The organism is Microbacterium sp. M3 (genome assembly GCF_033548675.1).
Taxonomy (GTDB): Bacteria; Actinomycetota; Actinomycetes; order Actinomycetales; family Microbacteriaceae; genus Microbacterium; species Microbacterium arthrosphaerae.
In genome coordinates this window covers 650,045-669,375 of the sequence record NZ_JAWTZT010000001.1, presented here as the reverse complement: position 1 = coordinate 669,375, position 19,331 = coordinate 650,045, and the positions used below count along the sequence as shown (strand labels likewise).

The 19,331-nt window shown below is 71.1% G+C and carries 16 protein-coding genes and 3 tRNA genes; 15 read left to right on the top strand and 4 right to left on the bottom strand.

Features of this window, described 5'->3' with window-relative positions; genetic code table 11:
- Positions 1–32: 32 nt before the first annotated feature.
- Entirely contained in the window at positions 33–605 is a 573-nt protein-coding gene (locus tag R8Z57_RS03065) for a flavin reductase family protein (protein WP_318352275.1), read from the bottom strand.
- Between the two features lie 130 nt (positions 606–735).
- Here R8Z57_RS03065 and R8Z57_RS03060 point away from each other — a divergent pair, with 130 nt between their 5' ends.
- Together R8Z57_RS03060 and R8Z57_RS03055 are read left to right on the top strand one after the other, a co-directional pair.
- Positions 736–1,260, top strand: a complete 525-nt coding sequence (locus R8Z57_RS03060) for an NAD(P)H-dependent oxidoreductase (protein ID WP_318352274.1) — start codon at positions 736–738, stop codon at positions 1,258–1,260.
- 30 nt (positions 1,261–1,290) lie between these two features.
- A complete protein-coding gene (locus R8Z57_RS03055; RefSeq protein WP_318352273.1) occupies positions 1,291–2,817 on the top strand; it encodes a protein adenylyltransferase SelO in 1,527 nt (508 codons plus the stop codon).
- A 57-nt stretch (positions 2,818–2,874) separates the two neighbouring features.
- Here R8Z57_RS03055 and R8Z57_RS03050 read toward each other — a convergent pair whose 3' ends face one another.
- The gene (locus tag R8Z57_RS03050; RefSeq protein ID WP_318352272.1) at positions 2,875–3,363 is read right to left on the bottom strand and encodes a YajQ family cyclic di-GMP-binding protein; all 489 of its coding nucleotides are present in this window, start codon (positions 3,361–3,363) and stop codon (positions 2,875–2,877) included.
- 262 nt (positions 3,364–3,625) lie between these two features.
- Here R8Z57_RS03050 and R8Z57_RS03045 point away from each other — a divergent pair, with 262 nt between their 5' ends.
- The 9 genes from R8Z57_RS03045 (at position 3,626) to R8Z57_RS03005 (ending at position 13,604) form a co-directional block, all read left to right on the top strand.
- Complete coding sequence (locus R8Z57_RS03045; protein ID WP_318352271.1) at positions 3,626–4,858, top strand: maltose ABC transporter substrate-binding protein; 1,233 nt, start codon at positions 3,626–3,628, stop codon at positions 4,856–4,858.
- A gap of 84 nt (positions 4,859–4,942) precedes the next feature.
- Positions 4,943–6,562: a maltose ABC transporter permease MalF gene (gene malF, locus R8Z57_RS03040; protein ID WP_318352270.1), complete on the top strand. Its 1,620-nt coding sequence runs from the start codon at positions 4,943–4,945 to the stop codon at positions 6,560–6,562.
- 115 nt (positions 6,563–6,677) lie between these two features.
- Positions 6,678–7,574, top strand: coding sequence for a sugar ABC transporter permease (locus R8Z57_RS03035; RefSeq protein WP_318352715.1), 897 nt, complete (start codon positions 6,678–6,680; stop codon positions 7,572–7,574).
- 116 nt (positions 7,575–7,690) lie between these two features.
- The gene (locus R8Z57_RS03030; RefSeq protein ID WP_318352269.1) at positions 7,691–9,670 is read left to right on the top strand and encodes a glycoside hydrolase family 13 protein; all 1,980 of its coding nucleotides are present in this window, start codon (positions 7,691–7,693) and stop codon (positions 9,668–9,670) included.
- Positions 9,671–9,724: 54 nt separating this feature from the next.
- The gene (locus R8Z57_RS03025; RefSeq protein WP_318352268.1) at positions 9,725–10,636 is read left to right on the top strand and encodes a bile acid:sodium symporter family protein; all 912 of its coding nucleotides are present in this window, start codon (positions 9,725–9,727) and stop codon (positions 10,634–10,636) included.
- 95 nt (positions 10,637–10,731) lie between these two features.
- Entirely contained in the window at positions 10,732–11,232 is a 501-nt protein-coding gene (locus tag R8Z57_RS03020; protein ID WP_318352267.1) for an FBP domain-containing protein, read from the top strand.
- Entirely contained in the window at positions 11,229–12,170 is a 942-nt protein-coding gene (locus tag R8Z57_RS03015; protein WP_318352266.1) for a PfkB family carbohydrate kinase, read from the top strand. The genes R8Z57_RS03020 and R8Z57_RS03015 overlap by 4 nt, the downstream gene beginning before the upstream one ends.
- Before the next feature lie 120 nt (positions 12,171–12,290).
- A tRNA-Tyr gene (locus tag R8Z57_RS03010) sits at positions 12,291–12,375 on the top strand.
- Positions 12,376–12,506: 131 nt separating this feature from the next.
- Positions 12,507–13,604, top strand: coding sequence for a hypothetical protein (locus R8Z57_RS03005; protein ID WP_318352265.1), 1,098 nt, complete (start codon positions 12,507–12,509; stop codon positions 13,602–13,604).
- Positions 13,605–13,656: 52 nt separating this feature from the next.
- On the opposite strand, the gene R8Z57_RS03000 is transcribed toward R8Z57_RS03005, so the two are convergent.
- A complete protein-coding gene (locus R8Z57_RS03000; protein WP_318352264.1) occupies positions 13,657–15,249 on the bottom strand; it encodes an NAD(P)/FAD-dependent oxidoreductase in 1,593 nt (530 codons plus the stop codon).
- Positions 15,250–15,317: 68 nt separating this feature from the next.
- Between R8Z57_RS03000 and R8Z57_RS02995 the strand changes: the two genes are divergently transcribed.
- From R8Z57_RS02995 to R8Z57_RS02980, 4 genes are all read left to right on the top strand, one after another.
- Positions 15,318–16,121 (top strand): inositol monophosphatase family protein, encoded by an 804-nt coding sequence (locus tag R8Z57_RS02995; protein WP_318352263.1) that lies wholly within the window; start codon positions 15,318–15,320, stop codon positions 16,119–16,121.
- A 383-nt stretch (positions 16,122–16,504) separates the two neighbouring features.
- The gene (locus R8Z57_RS02990) at positions 16,505–18,238 is read left to right on the top strand and encodes a M23 family metallopeptidase (RefSeq protein WP_318352262.1); all 1,734 of its coding nucleotides are present in this window, start codon (positions 16,505–16,507) and stop codon (positions 18,236–18,238) included.
- Positions 18,239–18,301: 63 nt separating this feature from the next.
- Positions 18,302–18,373: transfer RNA gene (locus R8Z57_RS02985), tRNA-Thr, on the top strand.
- A gap of 34 nt (positions 18,374–18,407) precedes the next feature.
- Positions 18,408–18,481, top strand: a tRNA-Met gene (locus R8Z57_RS02980).
- A gap of 195 nt (positions 18,482–18,676) precedes the next feature.
- Here R8Z57_RS02980 and R8Z57_RS02975 read toward each other — a convergent pair.
- Positions 18,677–19,186, bottom strand: coding sequence for a phage tail protein (locus tag R8Z57_RS02975; RefSeq protein WP_318352261.1), 510 nt, complete (start codon positions 19,184–19,186; stop codon positions 18,677–18,679).
- Positions 19,187–19,331: the final 145 nt, after the last annotated feature.

Sequence of the window (19,331 nt, the reverse complement as noted above, 5' to 3'; positions counted from 1 at the left end):
CTCACGCTCGGATTCCTGTGATGGCTCGGGGGTCAGCCCACGCGGGAGTGGTCGCCGAGCCGGTGCCAGCCACGGTTGTGGTAGACCAGCGCACCGCTGCCCGCGGTGTCGGGCTCGTCCCGCGCGATGTGCGCCTGCACCGCGTGGGCGGCGATGACCGTCGAGCCGCCGGCGTCCATACGGCTGACCACGGCGCAGCGCACCCACGCCCGGACTCCCCGGAAGACCGGCTCGCCGGTCGGCAGCGGCGCCCACGACTCGACGTCGGCGAAGCGGTCGACGCCGCTCGTCGCACCGAGGCGCGCGAGGTCGATGTCGTCGGCGTCGAGCAGATGCACGACCACAGAGTCGGCGGCGAGGATCGTGGGCGTCGACGACGAGATCGAGGACACCGAGAACACCAGCAGCGGCGGCTCGGCGCTGACCGACGACACCGACGACGCAGTGAGCGCGACCGGACCGCCGGGGCCGGTCGCCGTGATGACGGCGACGCCGCTGGGGTGCCCGCGGAACAGCGCGCGGAACTCCACCGGGGAGATCGCGCCGCAGATCGAACGCGTCGCGGGATGCTGATCGGTCGCGGAGACACTGGGGAGAGCGGTCATGGCACGACGGTAGGCGCGGCTCCCCGACCAGGGCAGGGTCGGCGTGAAACACGAGGAAACGCGCCGTCATACGACGGCGCACGACGCTCTTCCCGGTGCCGACAGCCCTCCGATCGGCTTGCATGGGGGCATGTCGAACATCGTCGTCCTGGTCGGGAACCCCCAGCCCTCGTCGCGCACGCGCCTGGTCGCAGAGGAGGTCGCCCGGCGCATCGCCGCGCGATCCGGGGCTCGGGTGAGCGAGACGATCGACCTCGCCGACGTCGCGCCGCTCCTCTTCCGCTTTCCCGACGACACGGTGGACGAGCTGAGGCGCCGGGTGGCGGCGGCCGAGCTCATCGTGGTCGCGAGCCCGACGTACAAGGCGACCTACACCGGCCTGCTCAAGGCATTCCTCGACCGCTTCGCGGCGGGGGAACTGCGCGGTGTGACCGCGATTCCGCTCCTCACGATCGGGGCGCCGGCGCACGCGCTCGCGGTCGAGCACGGCCTCCGCCCGCTGCTCGTCGAGCTCGGCGCATCCACACCGACGCGGGGCATCGCGTTCCCGGCGTCCGAGACCGACCGCCGCGCAGAAGTCGTCGAGGCGTGGCTCGACACCGAGTGGCCTGTGCTGGAGCGTGCGCTGGGCATCGACGCCCCTGTTGCGGGGTGACCGCCGAGAGGCCGTGCTGCGCCGGAGGTCGTGAGTGAGCAGGCACACGTCATGACGAAGGATGCCGCGTCCCCCACCACGACCGGCCTCGCTCCGCAGCGGCCCGCCGAGCCGCCCCGGCTCGAGCGGCACTGGGCTGATTCGTTTCCGGAGCTGTCCCGCCCGGTCGCCCCCGTGCGCACCGTGGCACCCCGGCTGCTCGTGCTCGGCGAGGAGGTCGCGCGCGACCTGGACTTCGACCCGGCCTACCTCGCCTCCGCGGAGGGGGTGCGGTTCCTCACCGGGGAGTCGTTCCCCGACGACCGGCCACCGGTCGCACAGGTGTACGCCGGGCACCAATGGGGCGTCTTCACACCGATCCTCGGCGACGGGCGCGCCGCCCTCCTCGGCGAGCATCGCGATCGCCGGGGCCGCCTGCGCGATGTGCACCTCAAGGGCATCGGGCCCACCCCGCTGTCGCGGGTCGACGGATACGCGGTCGTCGGACCGATGCTCCGCGAGTTCCTCATGGGGGAGGCCCTGCACGCCCTGGGGGTCCCGACGACCCGCATGCTCGCTGTCGTCGCGACGGGCCGACTGCGAGAACGCGACGGCACCGCGCTCCCCGGCGCCGTCCTGGCGCGCACGGCCGCGAGTCACGTGCGGTTCGGCTCGTTCGAGTACGTGCGCGCGCAGGGCGACGAGGCGCTGCTGCGCCGGCTCGCCGACCACGTCATCGCACGGCACCATCCGCAGGCGGTCGGGGCGCGGCATCCGTATCGTGCCCTGCTCGAAGAGGTCGTCGGCGCGGTCGCTGCGCTCACGGCGCACTGGATGCGCCTCGGCTTCGTGCACGGCGTGCTCAGCACCGACAACGTGCTCGTCGCCGCCGAGACCATCGACTACGGGCCCTGCGCCTTTCTCGACACCTATGAGCCGGGAGCCTTCTTCAGCTCGATCGACCGCGTCGGGCGCTACGCCTACGACCGGCAGCCGTCGATCATGCGGTGGAATCTGGAGCGGCTCGGTGAGGCGCTGACTCCGCTGCTCGCCGACGATCTGGCGGCGGGTGAGGAAGTCGCGACGGAGATCGTCGCCGGCTTCGATGCCGAGTACCGGCGCCGGCGGGCCGACGCCTTCCGTGCGAAGCTCGGTCTCGCTCGCGGCGCGGCCGGAGTCGACGAGCTCGCGGACGACGTGCTCGTACTGCTCGCCGAGCACCGGGTGGACTTCACGGGGTTCTGGCGCGACCTCGCGACGGCGGCTGAGGGAGACGAGGGCGCGGTGCGCGCCCGATTCCTGGGGCCGGTGCCGGAACTCGACGCCTGGCTGCGGCGGTGGCGCGCGCTCGCGCCGGATGCCGCGCTCATCCGTGCCGTGAACCCCCGCTACATCGCTCGCAACCACCTCGTCGAAGAGGCGCTGCAAGCCGCGACCGACGGCGACCTCGGGCCGTTCGCGCACCTGCTCGAGCTGCTCAGGGACCCGTTCACCGAGCGCACCGGAAGCGAGTACCGGCGCTTCGGATGGCCTGCGCCGGACGGGACCCCACGTCACCGTACGTTCTGCGGCACCTGACCGGCCCGCGCCGCCGGGGCGTTCCGTGAGGGCGGAGGCTTCCTCCGACCGCTCGCGTCAGCGGTAGTTGACGAACTGGAGGTCGACCTCGAGGTCGGCGGCCTTCAGCAGGCGCTGCACCTCCTGCAGGTCGTCGCGCGACTTGGACTGCACGCGCAGCTCGTCGCCCTGGATCTGCGACTTCACCGACTTGGGGCCCTCGTCGCGGATGATCTTCGAGATCTTCTTCGCGTTCTCGGACGAGATGCCGTCCTTGATGGTCGAGGTGATGCGGTACTCCTTGCCGCTGGCCACCGGGTCGCCCGACTCGAGGCTCTTCAGCGAGATGCCGCGCTTGATGAGCTTGGTCTGGAAGACGTCGAGCACCGCCTTGGCGCGCTCCTCGGAGTTGGCCTTGATGAGCACGGCCTCGCCGCTCCACTCGATGGAGGCGCCGGTGCCCTTGAAGTCGTAACGCTGCTCCACCTCTTTGCGGGCCTGGTTGAGAGCGTTGTCGGCCTCCTGGTGGTCCACCTTGCTGACGATGTCGAACGAGGAATCTGCCATGCCGGGCATTCTATCGGCGGGCGGCTTCGAGGAGTGCGGCGCGCGCCTGCCTGCAAGCGGTTCCACAGGGCCCGCCAGTGGAAGCGTTTGCCCGCGGAGCCGGAAAATCACAGCCGGGTATCGATCGGAGGCCCGTGTTGCCAACCCCGCAGTCGTGTTGCAGAATGTAAGCGCTTGCAATCGCAGGCGAGAGTCGAACCCGCACCGTCGCGACCGGCAGGGCGGCCGGACTCACTCAGCACTCCAGAGAGGCACTGCACCGATGAAGGTGAACAAGAAGAGCTGGCTCGCGTTCGGCGGTCTCGCCGTGGCGTCGATCATCCTCGCCGGCTGCGCGGGCGGCGGCGACGACTCCGCCAACGAAGAGGGCGGCGACGACGCGAGCACCACGCTGACCGTCTGGGTCGACGCAGAGCGCGTGGACGCGCTCAAGGGCGCGGCCGACGCATACTCCGAGAAGACCGGTGTCACGGTCGACCTCGTCGGCAAGGACGTCGCCGACATCAAGGACGACTTCATCCAGCAGGCGCCGACCGGCAAGGGCCCCGACGTGGTCATGGGTGCGCACGACTGGCTGGGCGAGCTGTCGACCAACGGTGTCGTGGCCCCCATCGAGCTCGGCGACACCTCGGCCGACTACCTCCCCGTCGCCCTGCAGGCGTCGAACTACGACGGCACGACGTACATGCTCCCGTACGCGGTCGAGAACATCGCGATCCTCCGCAACGCCGACCTCGTCCCCGAGGCCGCGACGAGCTTCGACGACATGATCGCCAAGGGCCAGGCCGCCGGCCTCACCACGCCGTTCGTGGTCGAGCAGGGCGCCGAGGGCAACCCGTACCACCTGTACCCGTTCCAGACGGCGTTCGGCGCCCCGGTGTTCGGCACCGACGCCGAGGGCAACTACGACCCGAGCGACCTCATGCTGGGCGACCCGGGCGGCTTCGAGTTCGCCAACTGGCTCGGCGCGCAGGGCGCTGCGGGCAACTTCAACACCGACATCGACGGCGACATCGCGAAGACGGCGTTCCTCGAGGGTGACGCCGCGTTCTGGCTCACCGGCCCGTGGAACGTCAGCACCGCCACCGACGCGGGCATCAACGTCGCCATCGACCAGGTTCCCAGCCCGACCGACGCCGTCGCGTCGCCGTTCGCCGGTGTCAAGGGCTTCTTCGTGAGCTCCGAGTCCGACAACAAGGTCGCCGCGAACGACTTCCTGGTCAACTACATCGGCACCGAGGACGTCCAGCTCGAGCTGTTCAAGGCCGGCAACATCCTGCCCGCCCTGACCGTCGCCGCCGACACCGCTGCATCCGACCCGATCATCGCCGGCTTCCAGGCCGTCGGCGCCGACGCGGTGCCGATGCCCGCCATCCCGGCCATGGGCTCGGTCTGGCAGTTCTGGGGCGTGGCCGAGGCCGCCATCATCAACGGTGAAGACCCGACGGCGACGTGGCAGAAGCTCGTCGACGACGTGACCGCCGCCATCCAGTAACACCCTGCGGTCCGCACGACCGCGACACGCGACCGGGACGGATGCCGCGGCATCCGTCCCGGTCCCGATGATGAGGACGACCCCATGACCGACACAGTCCCCGCCGCGACGGACGAGAAGGCCCCGCCGCAGACGCCGCGCCAGCGGAGTGCCTCTCGGATGGCGGATGCCGCGTCCGGCCGCATGCGCTGGCTCGTGCTGAAGATCGCGCTGCTGGCGGTCGTCGACGCCGTCGCCCTCTACGCCGTCTTCGTGCTGTTCGTGCACAGCGAGTGGCTCGTCCTCGGCCTGGTGACCGCCGTCACGATCCTCGTCAACTGGATCTACTTCTCGCGCAAGCAGATTCCCGGGAAGTACCTCGCGCCGGGCATCATCCTCCTGGTCCTCTTCCAGATCTTCACGCTCCTCTACACCGCCTATATCGGCTTCACGAACTACGGCACGGGCCACAACGGCTCGAAGGATCAGGCCATCGCCTCTCTCATGCGCTCGTCGCTCGTGCGCGTCGAGGACTCGCCGACCTTCGACGTCGCCGTCGTCGAGGGCTTCAACGAGCTCGGTCTGCTCGTGACCGATCCGACCGACGGTGAGGCGTCGCTCGGAACCAACACCCGTCCGCTCGAGCCGGTCGATGCCACCATGGAGGGCGGCAAGGCCGTCGCCGTGGACGGCTGGACCACTCTCTCGTTCGCCGATGTGCTCTCGCGCAGCAACGAGATCGAGCAGCTCGCCGTGGCGTACAGCGACGACCCCAACGACGGGGCGATCCGCACCCAGGACGGCCAGAAGGGCTACCTCTACACGTCGACCCTCGAGTACGACCCCGAGGCCGACACGATGACCGACACGACGACGGGCACCGTCTACGTCGACAACGGCGAGGGCGCATTCACCTCGGAGTCGGGGGAGCAGCTGCTGCCCGGCTGGCAGGTGTTCGTCGGCTTCGACAACTTCGTGCGTGCGCTGACCGACACGAGCATCCGCGGCCCGCTCCTCGCGGTCACGGCGTGGACGTTCGTCTTCGCCACGATCTCGGTCGCCTCGACCTTCTTCCTCGGCCTGCTGCTCGCCCTGGTGTTCCAGAACAAGCGCATGCGGTTCAAAAACGGGTACCGGATCATGCTGATCCTGCCGTACGCGTTCCCAGCCTTCCTGTCGGCGCTCATCTGGGCCGGCATGATGAACGAGAGCTTCGGCTTCATCAACCAGGTGCTCTTCGGCGGCGCGTCCATCCCGTGGCTCACCGACCCCTGGCTCGCCAAGGTGTCGGTGCTGATCGTGAACCTGTGGCTCGGCTTCCCCTACATGTTCCTGGTGTGCATGGGCGCGTTGCAGGGCATCCCCGAAGAGGTCAACGAGGCGGGCGTCATGGACGGCGCCAACCCGTGGCAGATCTTCCGCCGCATCAAGCTGCCGCTGCTGCTGGTGACGGTCACGCCGCTGCTGATCGCGTCGTTCGCGTTCAACTTCAACAACTTCAACCTGATCTACATGCTCACCGACGGCGGGCCGCGCTTCTCCGACGTGTCGATCCCGGTCGGGCACACCGACATCCTCATCTCGATGGTCTACAAGGTGGCCTTCACGGGGCAGAACCGCGACTACGGTCTGGCCTCGGCGTTCACGATCCTGATCTTCATCGTCGTCGCCGCTATCGCGATCATCAGTTTCCGCAAGACCAAGGCCCTCGAGGAGCTGAACTGACATGGCCGAGCCCCAGGACCGCCTCCCTCACCCCGACAAGAGCATCGCGCAGAACACGACGCTCGCGATCTTCGCCGGCGGCACCGCCGAGCAGTTCGAGACCGCCACGGCGGGCATGGGCGCCTCGCCCCGTCCCGAGAAGCCCGCGCGCCGCCGCTCGTTCGGCCGCTGGTTCGGCGACACCGGCTGGCGCCACCTCGTCGCGATCGTCGCCTCGGTGTTCGCGATCTTCCCGCTGCTGTACGTGCTTTCGGCGTCGCTGAACCCCTTCGGCACCCTGACGGGCAGCAACCAGCTGTTCTCGCAGATCGGCTTCGACGCGTACGTGCGCATCCTGACCGATCCCAAGGTGCCCTATCCGATGTGGTTCCTGAACACGCTGATCGTGGCGACGGTCACGGGTTTCGTGATGGTGTTCATCGGCGCGCTCGCCGCCTACGCCTTCTCGCGCATGCGGTTCACCGGCCGTCGCGTGGGCCTCGTCACGATCGTCGTGGTGCAGATGTTCCCGCAGCTGCTCGCCGTCGTGGCGATCTTCCTCATGATGAGCTCGATCGGCGACTGGTTCCCCGCGATCGGCCTCAACACCCTGAGCGGCCTGATCCTCATCTACCTCGGCGGCGCGCTCGGCGTGAACACGTACCTCATGTACGGCTTCTTCAACACGATCCCGAAGGAGCTCGACGAGGCGGCGAAGATCGACGGGGCGGGCCACGCCCGCATCTTCTTCACGATCATCCTGCGGCTGGTCGCGCCGATCCTCGCGGTCGTGGGCCTGCTGTCGTTCATCGGCATCGTCAACGAGTTCGTGATCGCGAGCGTCATGCTCATCGACCCCGAGAAGCAGACGCTCGTCGTCGGCCTCACCAAGCTCGTGTCGAACCCGCGCTACGCGGACTGGGCCGCGTTCTCGGCAGGCGCCGTCATGGCGGCGATCCCCGTCGTCGTGCTGTTCCTGCTGCTGCAGAAGTACATCGTGGGCGGCCTGACCGCCGGCGCCACCAAGGGCTGACGCACTCCTGCACCCGCTGAGCGGATGCCACGGCACGCGCCCTCGGGCCTGCCGCGGCATCCGCTCTGCCATGATCCAGGGGTGCCTGCGCTCCGCCACCGACGAAAGGCCCGCGTGTGACCTCCCTCGCCCCGCACCACGACGGCTCGCCGCTGTACGTGTCCGACCTCGCCCCGTCGCTCGGCGACGTCGTGACGCTGCGTCTGCGCGTGCCGTCGGGCTACGGGCCGCTGGCCGCGGTGCGCACGCGCTCCAATCCCGACCACGAGCCGGAGTGGACGGATGCCGCGTCCCTCGGCACGATCGACGGCTGGGAGTGGTGGGAGGCCCCCGTGACCGTGCGGAACCCGCGGCACGGGTACCGCTGGGTGCTGGTGCACGAGGACGGTCGTGTGGAGTGGCTGAACCAGTCCGGGCTGCACACCCTCGAGACGCTCGACGCCGAGGACTTCGCCCTCGTCGCCCACCCCGCCCCGCCGGCGTGGCTCAGCGAGGCCGTGATGTACCAGGTGTTCCCCGACCGCTTCGCGCGTTCGGCGCTCGCCGATGAGCGTCCCACCCCGGACTGGGCGATCCCGGCGAGCTGGGACACGCCGGTCGACCCGGTGATGCCGGCCCGATCGCAGCAGTTCTACGGCGGCGACCTCGACGGCGTCATCGAGAAGCTCGACCACCTGGTCTCGCTCGGCGTCAACCTCCTCTACCTGACGCCGATCTTCCCGGCGGCGTCGAACCACCGCTACGACGCGGCGAGCTTCGACCGGGTCGACCCGCTGCTCGGCGGCGACGAGGCGTACCGACGGCTGATCGACGCGGCTCATGCCCGCGGCATCCGCGTCATCGGCGATCTCACCAGCAACCACTCGGGTGACCGGCACGAGTGGTTCCAGGCGGCGCTCGGCACGCCCGGCGCGCGCGAGGAGGAGTTCTACTACTTCACGGATGCCGCCAACACCGAGTACGTCTCGTGGCTCGGGCACGCGAGTCTGCCGAAGTTCGACTGGTCGTCGGACGAGCTGCGTCGGCGCTTCGTCGACGGTCCGGACTCGGTCGTCGCGAAGTGGCTGCAGCCGCCGTACTCCGCCGACGGGTGGCGCATCGACGTGGCGAACATGACCGGGCGCCTCGGATCTGTCGACCTGAACGCCGAGGTGCGGCAGCTGCTGCGCCGGACGATGCTCGAGATCAACCCCGACGCGATCCTGCTCGGCGAGTCGACCAACGACGCCGCGAGCGATCTGCAGGGCGACGGCTGGCATGGCGCCATGACGTACCCGTCGTTCACGCGCCCGCTGTGGGGCTGGCTGTCCGAGCCGACGAACGCGCCGTACCTCGACGCGTTCGGCGAGGAGCAGACCGAGCCCTGGTTCTTCACGCAGCCGATCGGCGGCATCCCGCGCTACACCGCGGCGGAGTTCGCGGCCGCCGTCGTGCGGTTCACCGCGGGCATCCCGTGGCGGGTGCGGCTGGGCAACATGCAGCCGCTCGACACGCACGACACCGCCCGCTTCGCGACCAACGCAGGGCCCGGCACCATCCCGCTCGCGGTCGGTCTGATGGTGACGCTGCCGGGCCTTCCGGTCGTGTTCGCGGGCGACGAGTACGGCCTGACCGGCATCGACGGCGAGGCGAGCCGCACGCCGATCCCGTGGGGCACCGAGGCCGAGCCGGCGGTAGCCGAGCGTCTGGCGCTCTACCGCGAGCTCATCGCGCTGCGCCACGCGCACCCGACCCTGTCGACCGGCGGACTCCGCTGGATCCACGTCGACGACGACACCGTCGTGTTCGTGCGCGAGTCCGCCGACGAGACGCTGCTCGTGCTGGCGTCGAAGGGCGACGCGGATGCCGCGATCCCGCCTGGTGCGCTGCCCGTGGCCGCGGCGGCCGAGGCGGTCTGGGGCGACGCCGTGCTCGCGATCGCCGACGACGGCTCGGCGCTGCTGTCGGCCGACGGCCCGGCGTTCGCGGTGTGGCGCCTCGCCGGCGTCGCGGTGCCGGCGCCGCTGCCCGTCGCCGTGGTGCACGCGGACGAGGTGTCGCGCGGCGTGGCGTCGGCCGACCAGGCGACGCCCGCCGAGGACGTCGAGTCCGCCTGACCTGCTGTGGAGAACGCGTGACACGGGATCGCGCTCTCCTGCACACTGAGTCCCATGTCAGCGTTGACCACCATCGGGCTGCCCGTAGCCCTCGGCATCATCATGTTCGGCCTCGGGCTGAGCCTCACCGTCGGCGACTTCGCCCGCGTCCTCAAGCAGCCGAAGGCGGTGATCGTCGCGCTGCTGTGCCAGCTCCTGATACTGCCGCTCGTCTGCTTCGGGCTCGTGCTGGCGTTCCAGCTGCCGCCGATCCTCGCGGTCGGCATGATGATGCTCGCGGCGTCGCCGGGCGGCACCACCGCCAATCTCTACAGCCACCTCTTCCGCGGCGACGTCGCCCTGAACATCTCGCTCACCGCCGTGAACTCGGTGATCGCCGTGTTCACGCTTCCGCTCATCACCAACCTCGCGATCCTCTACTTCAACCCGTTCGACGACCAGCTGGGGCTGCAGTGGGCGAAGACGCTCGAGGTGTTCGCGATCGTCCTGCTGCCCGTCGCGCTCGGCATGATCGTGCGCCGCTTCTGGCCCCGTTTCGCGAAGGCCATGGACAAGCCCGTGCGCATCGCCTCGGTCATCATCCTCGTGGTCGTCATCGCCGGCGCGGTCGCGCAGAACTGGGACCTGCTGCTGGAGAACTTCGGACGCCTGTCGCTCATCACCATCGTGTTCTGCCTCATCAGCCTGACGGTCGGGTACTTCGCGCCGCGGCTGTTCCGGGTGGGCAAGCGGCAGTCGGTCGCGTCGTCGTTCGAGATCGGCATCCACAACGCGACGCTGGCGATCGTGATCGCGCAGACCGTGCTCGGCTCGGTCGAGCTCTCGCTTCCCGCCGCGGTCTACGGGGTGCTGATGTTCTTCATCGCCTTCGGTTTCGGCTTCCTCATCCGCGATCGCTCCGCCGCGGACGACGAGGCGCCGGCCGACCGCCTGGACGACACCGCCGCGCCGGCGGCGTCCGCCTGACACGCCACGACGAAGGATGCCTCCCTCACCCGCGCGCACGCAAGCGGGTGGCGGAGGCATCCGCCGTTCGTAGACTGGGCGGGCGAGGAGGTGCCATGCGCCCACTGACCGAAGAAGAGCTGCGTTCGTCCTTCCTGAACGCATCGACCGACGAGCTCCGGCTCGTCGCCCTGCCCGCGGACTTCGTCCTCACCGACTGGGACCATCTCGACTTCCTGGCCTGGCGCGACCCGCGCACGCGCGGTCGCGGCTACGTCGTAGCGGAGGTCGACGGCGAGCCGGCCGGCATCGTGCTGCGCGCCGCCGAAGGGTCGTCGCGTGCCCGGGCGGCGATGTGCAACCTGTGCCACACGATGCAGCCGGCCGACCAGGTGGTCATGTACACCGCGCGCAAGGCGGGCGACGCCGGCGCGCAGGGCGACAGCGTCGGCACGTACATCTGCGCCGACCTCTCGTGCCATGAGAACGTGCGTCTCGCACCGCCCCTGGCTCCGAGCGAGGTGCGGGCGAGCGTCGATCTGAAGATCGACGGCACGCGGCGTCGCACCGAGGCCTTCGTCGGCCGCGTGCTCGAGACGGCCGGAGCCCGGCGATGAGCGTCGTCGTGGTGGGCGATGCCCTCATCGACGAGCTCCGCGACGACCACGGCGTCCGCGAGTTCGTCGGCGGCGCCGCGCTGAACGTCGCGGTCGGGCTCGCACGGCTCGGCGTCCCTGCGACGCTCGTCGCGATGCTCGGCGACGACGAGCCCGCCTCACGCGTGCGGCGCTACCTCGCCGACTTCGGCGTTCAGCTCATCGCGACGCCGTCGCTGCTGGGCACGGCTCGTGCGGTGAGCACCCGCACCGGGGGCGGCGAGCCGACCTACGAGTTCAACGAGGCGTCGCAGCAGCGGCGGATCCGGTTCGGCGAGGCCGAGCGCCAGGCGATGACGGATGCCGCCGCCATCGTCGTCAGCTGCTTCGCGTGCGACGATCCCGAGCAGACCGCCGAGCTCGTGGAGGCGATGGCGGCCGCCCGGGAACGGGCCCAGGGCGAAGGACGGCACGCGGCGCTGTTCGCGATCGACCCCAACCCGCGCACCGGCATGATGCGCGACAGGGAGGAGTTCGTGCGGGGCTTCGAGCGCCTGGCGGGCGGGGCAGCCCTGGTCAAGGTGGGGGAGGACGACGCCGGGCTGCTCTACGACGACCGTCTCGACGTCCTCCGCGCGAGACTCATCGACCTCGGAGCCGACGCCGTGCTCGCGACCGAGGGTGCGGCGGGCGCCACGATCGAGGCCGGCGAGATCGTGGTGACGCGGCCGGTCTCGGATCTGCCCGGTCGCATCGTCGACACGATGGGCGCCGGCGACGCCGCGTTCGCGGCAACCGTCGCGGCGCTGCTCGAGGGCGCACCGAAGACGGCCGACGGGTGGGAGACGGTGCTGCAGACGGCGATGGATGCCGCGGCCGCGACCTGCCGGTTCGAGGGTGCGCTGCTGCGCACGCCGAGCGCGCTGACGGGCCTGGATCTCGACAGCATCGGCACGTAGCGGCGGCCGCTCGGGGGCCTTGCCGGGCGCTCGTCCCGGCCGATTTCTGACCTCGGGAAACTACGCGTAAGATGGTGGATCGCGCCTCCGGTCGTCTGGAAAAGTCGGACGGGCGCGCCTGGCGAGTTACCCAAGCGGCCAAAGGGATCTGACTGTAAATCAGCCGTCTTAGACTTCGGGGGTTCGAATCCCTCACTCGCCACCATCGCGAAACGCGCCCCGCCTGCGGGGCGCGTTTCGCGTTTCTCCCCATCGCCGGGTCGCCCGTCTGCGGCGAGCGGGCGTGCGTGCCAGGATGGGCCTGCAGGCTCCCGCCCGTGTCACGAGAGGAACGCCATGACCGCGCCCGACCCGTATGCGACCTCCGCTCCGCACCCGCAGAAGGTGCGGACGGATGCCTCCACCTCGCGGCTGCTGCGGGCGGCGATCTGGGTCGCGATCGGGGCCCTCATCGCCGCGGCGATCGTCTGCGTCGTGTGGGTGCTCATCGGGCCCTCGAACGACTTCGTCGGACGCGCGTTCCTCACCATCCTGCTGCTGGTCGCGTTCGCCGGGGTCGCGATCCTCGACGCGCACCTCGCGCCGCGACGGCCGGCGTGGTTCGCCCTGGCCAGCATGGGGTCGTGGATCATCGCGCTGCTCCTCGGCGCCTTCATGGTCTGGATGCCGGTGGCCTACGTCGGGCTCGGGGTGGCGCGGTTCGTCCAGTTCCTGCTGATCGTGCTCATCCTGCAGCTGGTGCTGCTGCATGTGCGCCTGTACCTCAAGGCGCTGCAGCGCTACGACACGATGTTCACGCGCTCGGTCGCGATCGTCACGATCGTGCTGGTCGTCGGCCTCGCGGCGATGCTCATCATCCCGCTCGCCTTCGGCGAGTGGCTGAACCTCTCCGACCTCTACTGGCGGATCGTCGTCGCCATCGCGATCCTCGCCGCGGTGGGCACGGCGCTCGTGCCGCTGATGAACGTCCTGTTCGCCCCCAAGCGGCCGCAGGCGCACGTCGCGTACCCTGTGCCCGGATACCCGGTGCCCGGCGCGCCCGCACCCGGCTACCCGGCGCCCGCCGCCTCGGTGCGGTCACAGCTTCCGGCCGCCGCGCCCGGTCACCCGGCTCCGGGTGTCGCCGCGCCGGGCGCCCTCACGCCGCCGCACGCCGCTCCTGCGGCGCCCGCCGCGCCGGCATCCCAGGAGCTGCTGCCCTGGCCGACCTTCGTGGACGGACTCACTCCGCTGCCGATGCTGCCCGACGGGTCGCCCGACTGGAACGCCTACTACACCGGCTACCCGTCGCCGGGCGCGCACGTCTTCGCGCCCGTCGAGCAGGCGGCTCCACAGCCTGCCGCGCCGCCCGCGCCTGCGGCGCCGGCGCCGCCGGCCGTCGCGCCCGGCTACGAAGGGTACCCGCCGCCCCCGCCGCTGCCCCCGCGCCCCTGACCTCTCGAAGCCGCGTCGTTCCTCCCGGAGCGACGCGGCTTCGTCGTGCGGCTCAGATCGCGAGAAGCTCGAGCGCCGCCATCGCCGCGCTATGTCCGCCGAGGCCGCTGACGGCGCCGCCGCGCCGAGACGCCGAGCCGCACACCAGCACCCGCTCGTGCGCCGTGGCGACGCCCCAGCGCCGCGCCGGATGGTCCAGCGGCTCGTCGTCATCGGCCCACGGCCACGACAGCGGGCCGTGGAAGATGTCGCCGCCCGTCATCCCGAGCGAGCGTTCCAGGTCGGCGGTCGTCCGCGCCTCGACGCAGGGCGTGCCGTCCGGCGCCTCGTACAGGCAATCGGCGAGAGGCTCGGCCAGCACGCTGTCGAGCGAGCGCTGAGCCGCGGCGAGGAGCGTCGTGCGCGCGGCATCCGGATCCCTCCCGGCCACCAGCCGGTGCGGCACCTGCAGACCGAACAGGGTCAGCGTCTGCGCCCCCGACGCCTGCAGCTCGGGGCCGAGGATCGACGGGTCGGTCAGCGAGTGGCAGTAGATCTCGGCCGGGAGCGGGTCGGGCACGCGGCCGTCGCGTGCGGCGGCATGCGCTTCGTCGAGCTGTGTCATGGTCTCGTTGACGTGGAAGGTGCCCGCGAACGCCGCCTCCGGCGCGACCCGCGTATCGCGCAGGCGGGGGAGCCGGCGGAGCAGCATGTTGACCTTGAGCTGCGCGCCCTCCGGCACCGGCGCGCCGCCGTCGGCGCCGCCCGCGCCGCCCGCGGTGAGAAGTCGCTCGAGCACGGCCGGGCCGACCCCGCTCAGCACCAGCCGGGCATGGACGCGGCCGCCGTCGCCGAGCTCGACCTCGCCGTCCGGCGACACGGCGACCACCTCGGCGCTCGTCCGCAGCTCTGCGCCCGCCGCGGCGGCGGCACGGGCCAGCTCGGCGGTGACCTGACCCATCCCGCCGATCGGCACGTCCCAGTCGCCGGTGCCCCCGCCGATCACGTGATACAGGAAGCAGCGGTTCTGCCGCAGGCTCTCGTCGTCTGCCGAGGCGAACGTGCCGATGAGTCCGTCGGTCAGCGCCACGCCGCGAGCGAGGTCGGTGTCGAGCGACGCCCGGAGCAGCTCGCCCAGCGGGCGCTCGCAGAGGTCGGTCCACAGCCCGTCGTCGCCGAGCTCCGCCCGCACGACGCTCCGCCGTCGGAGCGGCTCCATCATCGACGGGAACAGCTGCCGGGCGAGGGGAGCCAGGCGGTCGTACAGCGCCGCGAACCGCGCCGCCTCACCGCTGTCTCCGGTGACGCGGGCGAAGGCGTCGGCGGTGGCCGCGGCATCCGCGGTGTCGATCAGGATGCCGCGTGACGGGTCTGCCGGATCCGGCGTGTACGACGAGTAGCGGCGCCGGCGCAGGCGGATGTCGAGCCCGAGATCGTCGATGATGCGGCGGGGGAGGAGGCTCACGAGGTACGAGTAGCGCGACAGCCGGGCGTCGACGCCCGCCCACGGGCCCTCCGAGACGGCGGCGCCGCCGACATGATCCAGGCGCTCGAGCACGGTGACCGATCGCCCGGCGCGTGCGAGGTAGGCGGCGGCGACCAGTGCATTGTGACCGCCGCCGACGATGGCGACGTCGTAGGTGCGGGATCGAGCGGCGATCGTCATGCGCCCAGGCTAACCAGGCGCCGTCCGGGCGATCGGCCGTGCGCGCCCGCGGACGTTAGCGTGGAGGCATGAGCCTGGCACACGACCTCGAGTCCCTCGCGATCGACATCGCCCGCGAAGCCGGAGAGCTGGCCCGCGTGCGTCGCGACGCCGGCGTGGCCATCGCGGCGACGAAGTCGGCCCTCGCCGACATCGTGACGGAGGCCGACCGGGAGGTGGAGGCGCTCATCCGCGCGCGCCTGGCGGCAGAGCGACCCGATGACGGATTCCTCGGCGAGGAGTCCGGGGCGGAGCGCGGCACCAGCGACGTGACCTGGGTCGTCGACCCGATCGACGGGACGGTCAACTACGCGTACGGCATCCCCACGTACGCGGTCAGCATCGCCGCGGTGAGCGGCGAGCCCACGCCGGGGGAGTGGCAGGCGCTCGCCGGCGTCGTGCACAGCCCCGTCGGCGGTGAGGTCTTCCACGCGGCCCGCGGGGAGGGCGCCTGGCTCGGCGCGAGCCGGATCGCCGTGAACGCCGAGGTCGGCCCGGCGGGGGCGCTGCTCGCGACCGGCTTCGGGTACGACCCCGCGACCCGGCCGGGTGATCTGGACCTCATCGGCCGGGTCATGCCGGAACTCGCCCGCGATCTGCGTCGCGGCGGCGCGGCATCGCTCGATCTGGCATACGTCGCCGCCGGCCGGCTGGACGGCTACTTCGAGCGCGGGCTCGCCCCGTGGGATCACGCCGCGGGCGCGCTCCTGGTGACCGAGGCCGGCGGCCGCTTCGGTCGCGCCGAGCCCGACGGATCGCCTCGGGCGCCGCTCATCGTCGCGGCGACGCCGGCGATCTTCGACCGCCTCGCCGCGGCGGCCGGACTGAACTGATCCGGCGACCTCTCGAGGTGCCGCTCCTCAGCGATCGAGCGGTTCTCATTCAATCCTCACGAAACGCGCGTCATGAAATGGGTGCCGTACATGGCATTCTCAGGACGCCCGGGATAGTGTTTACCCGATCGTTACCTTCGCCGCCCGAATGGCGAGGGTGGACATAGCCCGAACCGACCGCCTTGCCGCGTAGCCCTCGCGGCACGACACGAGAGCCTCCCCCCGCTTTGCCTTTCGACGCCCCCATGGCTGAGCCCGCGCCCACGCGCCGATCCAGCCGCACCTCCGCCACGCCTGTCCAGGCGACGCCGGAGACCCCGGGGGCAGGCCGCGCCAATGCGCGTCGACAGGCCGCGACGACAGCTCCGACGCGTCCCGCAGTCGTGTGGAATCGTCCCGCCGAGAGCAAGCGACCGGATGCCGCGACCCGGCCGGTCGAGCCCGCTCCGGCTCCGTCCGTGCTCGAGGCCTCGTCGGCGCCGGCGGCACCGTCCGTCACCGCTGAGGCCGGGGCTCTGCCTGAGGCGCCCGCGCCGTCGTCGGTGACCGTGCCCGCCGCCGGTGGACCGGTCGTCGCGCCATCCACGCCGCCGGCGCGACCGCGTACCGCGGCTGCGGCATCCGCTGCCCCGGCCGAGGCGCCCGTCAGTCGTCGCTCGCGCCGCGCCCTCGCCGGTGAGCAGCGCGTCGTCGCCGAGCCGTCGATCGCACCCGTGGCGCCGGCCGAGCCCGAGCGGCCGGCCGCCGCCTTCGCCGCCGAGCTGCCCACGCACGCCGAGCCCGCGCCGCTTCTCGACACGGTGCTCGCGCCCGCCGAGCCGTTCGAGCTGCTCGAGCCCGCGGCCGAGGAGGCGCCCACGACCGCCACCGCGACCGCCCTGGCGGAGCCGTCCCCGGCGGAGTCGTCGACGTCGTCCGGCACTCCGTCGACCTGGGCGGCCGAGTCGTTCGCCAAGCTCCTCGTCGCCGAGGCCGCGGCCACCGCCGCCACGACGGCGCCGCTGGTCGAGACCACGCCGGCGCCCGCCCCGGTCGCGCAGGCGGCTCACGCCGAGGCTGCGCCGATGGAGTCGGCGCCGACGGTCACCGCCTCCGCCGCTGAGCAGCCCGCCGCAGCGCGGGCGTCCCGCCCGCGTGCCGAGCGGCCCCGCACCGAGCGCATCGAGCCCCTGACCGGCCCGATCCCCGCGCCCCCGGCATCCGGAATCGACGAATTCGAGGCCGCAGCGCGACTGTTCTCGTTCACCGCCGAGACCCCCGTCCAAGAGGCCGCTGCCGAGGCGACCGGCGAGTCCGCGACTGAGTCCGGGCCGGCGGCCGAGGCCGAGCCGGCGACGCACACCGCCCCCCGCCGCTCGGCCGCACGCCGCGGCTCCGCTTTCAAGCGGGCGGCGACCGCCTCGTTCTCGGTGGGCGTTTTCGGCATCGTGGGTCTCATGGCCGTCGGCATGACCACGCCCGCCGAGGCTGTCGCCGCGGTCAGCGGCGTCGACGCGTCGCTCTCGGTGGTGGCATCCGGCGACAGCTCGCTGCCCGTGATCGACGAGGACGAGATCCAGGCCTACGTCGCCCCCGTCGACGCGCAGAGCGACACCCTGCAGCGCACCGAGACGTACTCGACCACGACGACGGCGCAGCTCGCCTCTGAGGCGGGCATCCGCAACTTCTCGAACCTTTTCCACAACAACCCGAACTCCAACGTCCAGTGGCCCTTCGCGGTCGGCGTGACGATGTCGTACGGGTTCGGCATGCGCTCCGGCCGCATGCACGAAGGCATCGACTTCACCCCCGGCGCCGGCGCGCCGGTGCAGGCGATCGCCGACGGCACCGTCCGGGTCGCGTCCGAAGCGGGCGGCGCCTACGGCGTGCACGTCATCATCGACCACATCGTCGACGGTGAGCTGGTGTCGAGCCACTACGCCCACATGCAGTACGGCTCGCTGCAGGTCACCGCCGGCCAGCACGTGACCGTGGGCACGATGCTCGGCCGCACGGGGAACACCGGACGCTCCTACGGCGCCCACACGCACTTCGAGATCCTCAAGAACGGCACCACGGCCATCGACCCGATGCCGTGGCTGCGCACGTACACCGACGGGACCCACACCGTGGGTTGAGCCGGTTCGGATGGATGCCGCGGCTCTGGTATCCTCTTCTAGTTGCCTGCTCGCAGGCAGCACGCCCCGATAGCTCAGTGGCAGAGCACTTCCATGGTAAGGAAGGGGTCGTCAGTTCAATCCTGACTCGGGGCTCGCAGCATCCACATCGTGACCGTCGGATGCGTATGGCGGGGTAGCTCAGTTGGTGAGAGCGCACGACTCATAATCGTGAGGTCGCGGGTTCAAGCCCCGCTCCCGCTACAGATCAGGACCCCCGGCTTTCGGGGGTTTTGTCGTTTCCGTCGGGCGTGACCGACAACTTCCGGCCCGCAACCCTCGACGCGAGCGTCTGCGACTTCCCGAAGGCATCGCGACCGTGCGGCCGCCTGTCGCCGACTCGGGCGGACGGGGGTGGTGCGGTGTCCGCTCAATGGACTCGATGTCGCGAACGCTCGCTCACGCCCGCGAGGGATAGACGCCCTCCAGCGCGATGCACCAGTTGAGCACCAGATAGGGCTGCATGTTCTCGTGCGGCTGGCCCGAGCCGCCGCCGGCGATCATCCCGGCGTTCATCTGCAGGTCTCCCGGCGTGCCGTACGACGAGCCCGCCGCCGTCACCGACGGAAAAGCGCCGCTGGGATTCTTCGTCGTGGGCGTGGACGACGCCGCGACGGTGTGCGAGTGCGCCGGGATGGTCGCCGAGGTGAGCGTCACCGTCTCGTTGCCGCCGAGCTCGCCCTGGGTGCGATTCGTCAGCCCTGGCCCTTGGCCGAAGGCGAGCGACGTGCGGCCGCGCAGGTCGGGCAGGGCGAACGTCGTCTGCCCGTTGCCGCCGTACATCGTGCCCAGGAGTGAGAAGAGGGCGGTGTTCGACTGGATGGCCAGGAGCTGGCCGTTGCACAGCGCCCAGCCGACGGGCGCGAAGTTGAATCCGAAGCAGCGAAGCTCGCCGATGAAAGGGTCCACGTGTACTCCAAACAGTTGAAAACGGCCTCCCCCCGAGGCGCAACCGAGACCGAGGTCTGTACACGGGGCCGATCGCAGTCATAGTGTGCCCTCAACAGGACAATGTCCACCAGACCTCGCCTTTTCCCAACGACGCGAGGCGGGT